This is a genomic window from Pseudovibrio sp. POLY-S9, from assembly GCF_001431305.1.
Taxonomy (GTDB): Bacteria; Pseudomonadota; Alphaproteobacteria; order Rhizobiales; family Stappiaceae; genus Pseudovibrio.
Map to the genome: position 1 here is coordinate 2,136 of NZ_LCWX01000186.1, position 5,269 is coordinate 7,404.

7 protein-coding genes are annotated in these 5,269 nt (G+C 54.6%); 2 read left to right on the forward strand and 5 right to left on the reverse strand.

Annotated features, from left to right (window positions below):
• Both PPL9_RS18255 and PPL9_RS32440 read right to left on the reverse strand, forming a co-directional pair.
• Positions 1-716 (reverse strand): helix-turn-helix domain-containing protein (locus tag PPL9_RS18255; RefSeq protein ID WP_161831345.1); only part of this gene is annotated, 716 nt, incomplete at its 3' end.
• Entirely contained in the window at positions 713-889 is a 177-nt protein-coding gene (locus PPL9_RS32440) for a hypothetical protein (RefSeq protein ID WP_161831347.1), read from the reverse strand. The genes PPL9_RS32440 and PPL9_RS18255, both read right to left, overlap by 4 nt.
• A 370-nt stretch (positions 890-1,259) precedes the next feature.
• Between PPL9_RS32440 and PPL9_RS18260 the strand changes: the two genes are divergently transcribed.
• Positions 1,260-1,628, forward strand: a complete 369-nt coding sequence (locus tag PPL9_RS18260) for a PH domain-containing protein (protein ID WP_057464031.1) — start codon at positions 1,260-1,262, stop codon at positions 1,626-1,628.
• Between the two features lie 64 nt (positions 1,629-1,692).
• On the opposite strand, the gene PPL9_RS18265 is transcribed toward PPL9_RS18260, so the two are convergent.
• A complete protein-coding gene (locus PPL9_RS18265) occupies positions 1,693-2,559 on the reverse strand; it encodes a LysR family transcriptional regulator (RefSeq protein WP_057464032.1) in 867 nt (288 codons plus the stop codon).
• Positions 2,560-2,651: 92 nt separating this feature from the next.
• On the opposite strand from PPL9_RS18265, the gene PPL9_RS32815 reads away from it, so the two are divergent.
• Positions 2,652-2,822 carry a hypothetical protein gene (locus tag PPL9_RS32815; protein ID WP_193758245.1) on the forward strand — a complete coding sequence of 57 codons (171 nt, stop codon included), beginning with the start codon at positions 2,652-2,654 and terminating at the stop codon, positions 2,820-2,822.
• Between the two features lie 258 nt (positions 2,823-3,080).
• Here PPL9_RS32815 and PPL9_RS18270 read toward each other — a convergent pair whose 3' ends face one another.
• Both PPL9_RS18270 and PPL9_RS18275 read right to left on the reverse strand, forming a co-directional pair.
• The gene (locus PPL9_RS18270; RefSeq protein ID WP_057464033.1) at positions 3,081-3,353 is read right to left on the reverse strand and encodes a hypothetical protein; all 273 of its coding nucleotides are present in this window, start codon (positions 3,351-3,353) and stop codon (positions 3,081-3,083) included.
• A gap of 596 nt (positions 3,354-3,949) precedes the next feature.
• On the reverse strand, positions 3,950-4,240 hold the full coding sequence (locus tag PPL9_RS18275) for a GIY-YIG nuclease family protein (RefSeq protein ID WP_057464034.1): 291 nt from the start codon (positions 4,238-4,240) through the stop codon (positions 3,950-3,952).
• Positions 4,241-5,269: the final 1,029 nt, after the last annotated feature.

A 5,269-nucleotide genomic window follows, 5' to 3' on the forward strand; every position in this document is an offset into this window, starting at 1 on the left:
GGCTTGGGCTTGAGGTCTGTCCCAGCTTGCAGAAGATACGCTTTGGAGAAAACCTTGGTGTCTACCATTCCTCCAAAGCCTTTTCGGAACTGCTGCGGATGCAGGCGTTCGTCCTTGAGCAGCTGGTAGGCCGCTTGCACATGAGACCAGATTGGGTCGTTGGTGCTGACAAAATGCTTCTTGGCAACTGGTGGCGCCTCGTGTGCGGGCGCGTGTTTAGTTATTTTTATTTTATTATTTGTTTTATTTAGCGTGCCAGCGGTGTCACCTTTTTCAGGCAGGGTTTGGCACCCTTTCTCGTCTGTTTTGTCACCTTTAGGGGTATAAAAGGTGTCAGGCGTGTCACCCTTTTCCTCATAAATGGTGTCAGTGGTGTCACCTTTTACAGAGGCCAAAACCAGCTCGTAAACGTTGGAATGACCTCTGCCGGATTTCCGCTTGATGGTGATGTAGCCAAGCTCTGAAAGCTTCTTGATGGCACGTTTTGCAGTTCGTGGACTGGCGTTGGCTTCAGCGGCGAGCGTTTCCATAGACGGCCATGCTCTGCCTGACCTGGCGTTGATGTGCTCGCACAGGATGATACCCACGCGAACATCATTTGCAGAGAGGTTGCGGTCCTTGGTGATGGCAACACACCAGTTCTGCTTGTCCGAGTACTGAACAGCGAAGGAGCTGGCTAGAGATGCCTTGGCTTGGATTTTGGTGACGTTGCTCACTGGATCACCTCCAGCACTTTGGCGAGCTTCAGCAGGCGTTCGCTGGCTTCTTCTTTCTCGACCAGAAACGTCTCTGGATTTGACCTGCGGCGGGTGCCAATCCTACGTACTTCATAGGCGATGGCCTTCAGCTCTTGCGGGACATTCAGGGAGGCTGTTTGCAGGCTGTTCATAGCCGCTTCCTCCCCTCTGAGAAGGGAGGAAAAGGGGCTGGTCGTTTTGAGAAAAAGCCCAATAGTTTCAGTGGGGGTGTTGCCGAGGCTGGGCAAACTAAAGCATTGATTTTAATTCGACAGGTTAATCCCTGTCTCTCCGCCATTAATTCCCCTGAAAATCAGAATAACTCGATGCCATCTGGCGATTTTTCTGCGTTTTTCTTTCCAATCTTCCCGATATCACATCTTATCGCTGAGTTAGTCCATCGCAGGCAGTTCTCATGCTGCTGATGTTTCTCATTTTCAGATGCTCTCAGCGCTCACACATAATGTTGAATTCAATTTTAAGTTGATGTAATTGCCATGAGCAATTTTGAGTGAGGATTAAATGATAGATTTTGATGTCCATAGCGAATTCTCGTTGTCATCAGATGACAGCTTTACAGAGCTGGTGCCAGGGCTGCTGATTGAGGGGGAAGAAGTTTTAGGTTCTTATTCAACTGGTCGGGATGGCGTTGTTTTTACAAACTTACGGGTTATGCCAATCGACGTGCAGGGCTTTACCGGCAAGAAGCGTGACTTCACATCGCTCCCTTATAAGAAGGTGACGGCGTATTCTGTCGAGACAGCTGGCACGCTGGACGCAGATGTTGAGCTCGACCTCGTTATATCTGGGCTTGGGAAGGTGAAGTTCAGGTTCTACAACCTGGGGGAGATGGTTGAGATCTCCCGTCACATCGCGAAGGCCATCCTTTAAGCAATCGGCCGATTACAAAGCTCACCTGCGGGCTGAAGAGATAGGCCGCAGGTATGCAGCGCACTCACACCGCGCCAGCACCCCGCCCGCGATGCTGCTCGATCACGTGGACGATCCGGTCCGTCATCATCCGCACCTCGGGCAAGTGCCTCCGGTCATCATGCATTGTCACCCATTGGTGCTTGGTCAGTTCCTCAATCACCGGCCCGCACCGCCGTAACTGAGGCGACGTATCCCCCAGAAAGCTTGGCAAAATGGAAGCGCCAGCGCCAGCGCCTGCGCACAGCATGTCCAGCAGAGTGTGTTGAGAGCTCACTTGCATCACCATCTCACTGCCATGCTGCTCCAGCAACCAGCGTGAGGATTTTGTCGTGGCGTATTCCGGCGCGATGCCGAGCCACCGCTGGTCCACCGCCGCGTCAGCTCCCGCCGCCACATAAGGCGCGAACTCCACGGGTGGCAGACGTTTGCTCGCCAGCCCGATCTCCGCAGGCGCTGAGCTGCGCAGCCCAATATCGATCTCGCGCTTTTTGATGTTCAGCCGGTCCTCGCTGGTAATGAACACCACCTCAAACCCGTCCTCCGGCTTGCACAGCGCACCAATATGCATGCTGAGAAACTTCATGGTCCAGCTTCCGGCAGAAACCCGAACCTGCGGCTTGCGAGACTTCGCGCTCAGCCACTGCTCAAACCCGGCATAGGCACACTGAAACGGCTCCAGCTGCTCCAGCACATCCCGCCCGTCCTCGGTCAGCGCATACCCGGCCTGCACCCGGTCAAACAGCTTCAGCCCCACATCTTCTTCCAGCTGCTGCATACGGCGGCTGAGCGTGGCAGGACTACACGACAGCCTCTGCGCGGCTTCACTCAGCGTACCGCAAGCCGCAAGCACGAGGAATGCATTGAGATTATCCAGCAATCGAACCTTCATTTTTGAAAACTGCTTTTGAAATTTGGCCGCTATCCGGCAGAAAGAACACAGGGAAAGATAGGCTTAGTTCTCCTCAAAGAAAAGAAGCCAGAATGTTGATTTTCCCACTTCGTGAACCTGACCGACACCCACCAAACCCAACGCCGCGGCAGTTGGAAGATTATTACACCAACTACGCCAGCGCCTGCGCACGGCCCTATTACATCGCGTTAGCCTCTATCATCGCGGTCGTCTTCACGCTGTTCTGCATTTTTACGCCATAACACCAGCACAACGCTCTGGCCTGCGGAGCACGTTACTCACCGCAGACCAGCAGGGTGCAAGCGCTTGCTATTGCCGGTCGCGGGCAAACAACAAGCGAGAGGGCGGCAGACAAAGCGTGGTGAGGCTCCGCCCACGGCGAAACGCCACTTTGCACCGGCACAGTGAAAAGGCACACCTCAAACATCGAGGAGAATGACGAGAAGAGGCGCCAACGCAGCCGAACAGGGCAGGGGGCTCAGCGCCCCGCGCCCAACCCGTTACTCAAGAAGCGTCAATGTTGTACTGATCGGTTGTGGGTCGACGACCTGCTGTAGGACCCCACAGGTCTTTCTCAACGCTTCTATGCGGTCTCGCAAGGCATAATGCAAAGTGAACAAAGCATCCCGCTCACTGCTCTGGTTCATCCGCTCACTCAGCACAAGCTGCTGAAAATAAGCAAGATTTTCAAGATCAGAAACAGCGATGAGAACTTCATCTAACTCATTATCGATAGTATTTGTGGCGCTTGGCGCGCATGCAGAAACGTCCATTCCAATCCCCTTACTGACTAGGGTGTTGAAGATCCGCAACGCCAAAAAAGCTTCCTAGGGCTCGCTGGCGAGCGGGAGGCTAGAAACCTGAGTCAGACAGGCGAGCTTATTCCCTCCCGAAGGAGGTGTTGTATTCACCGCCCTCCCGCTCATAGCAAAGGGTCTGCGCACTATAAGATAGGCACAAAAAAACCGCTAGACTACGGGAGCGGGTACCGCTGACGTGAGGTTTCTAGGCCTCACATATGAGTGTGAAACACAACCCCACAACCTGTCAACGCCCAAACCCAAAACCTCCCCCACTCATGCATTATTGCAACGGTTGGTGAGGGGGCTCCCATCAGCTCAGGCCATCACCGGTAAAGCAGCCTTACGGTGTCATCTCACTCGAAGCAGCCCCACGGCGTCATCCCGGGCGAAGCGCAGCGAAGACCCGGGACCCATTCCACCTCACCACCAACGCCACACTCACCAATCAACAAAGCCCTCACCACAAACACCCGAAAGCTCTCCAACCATAGTGCTCGCGATAAAACGCAAAGCAGCCCCCACGGTGTCTTCCCGGGCGAAGACCCGGGACCCATACCCACCAGCCTCTACCCAAAATGCAAAGAGAGTGACAAATCCTCCCAATGAGGGTTCATCTCCTCAATGGCCTGAATTTTCCAGTCCCGCTTCCAACGCTTCATCTGCTTCTCTCTGCGAATAGCCTCATGAGGTTCCTCATAAACCTCATAGTAGACAAGCTTGGAAACATCATACTTGGCCGTAAAACCGGGATTCATCTTCGTCTTATGCTGATGCACACGTTCAGGTAGATTATTAGTCACGCCGGCATAAAGCGTCCCATGCTTCCGGCTCGCAAGAATGTACATGTAATAAGACATGCACCAAGTATGCAGCTAACAATCCCCCGCCGCCACTGCACAAACTCACCAATGATTACAGGGAGTATAGATCCCGGCTCCTTGGCCGGGAAGACACCAGAGGTGACCACTCTGTTCATCAGCGCCACAGCAAAACCAGTCCCACCTCAAGCCACAACGCCCTCACACCCCATGCTTCCCCTCAGAGCCCACAACCCTGAAGCCCCACATCCCCTCCCGGTGTCATCCCGGGCGAAGACCCGGGACCCATACCCCCCGATATCAATGGGCACACCAAAAGGCAGCAACAGGGCACAACCTTCCTCAACATCCACCGCCTCAGCAAACACCTTCAGTCATCAAATGAAGCTTGCATTGGCACAGGGAGGAGCAATTCGGGGAGGCCTCGTCTCCCTCCCTGCATACATCAGCACTGCAAGTGGTTATAGATCCCGGCTCAATGGCCGGGAAGACACCGGAGGCAACCGCTCTGCTCACCAGTGCCACTGCAAAGCCAGCCCCACCTCAAACCACAACGCCCTCACAACACCATGCCTCCCCTCAAAGCCCGCAACCCTGAAGCCCCACATCCCCTCCCGGTGTCATCCCGGGCGCAGACCCGGGACCCATACCCCCGGTATCAATGGGGCACACCAAGAGGCAGCAACAGAGCACAATCTTCGTCAGCTTTCACCTCAACAAACACCTTCAGTCATCAAATGAAGCTCGCACTGTCACAGGGAGACGCAATTCGGGGGGACGTATCTCCCTCACTGCATTACTCAACACCGCAAGTGGTTATAGATCCCGGCTCAATGGCCGGGATGACACCAGAGGCGACTACTCCGCCCATCAGTTCCACTGCAAAACCAGCCCCACCTCAATCCACAACGCCCTCGCACCAATGCCTCCACTCAGAGCCGCACCCTTTAGACCCCCACGTCCCCCTCAGTGTCATCCCGGCCTTTGATGTACATACCGGAGACATAGGTGACAGGTGTTCGGAGAGATGGTTGACACATTAACATGGCATTCAGGGAGGGACCGGGA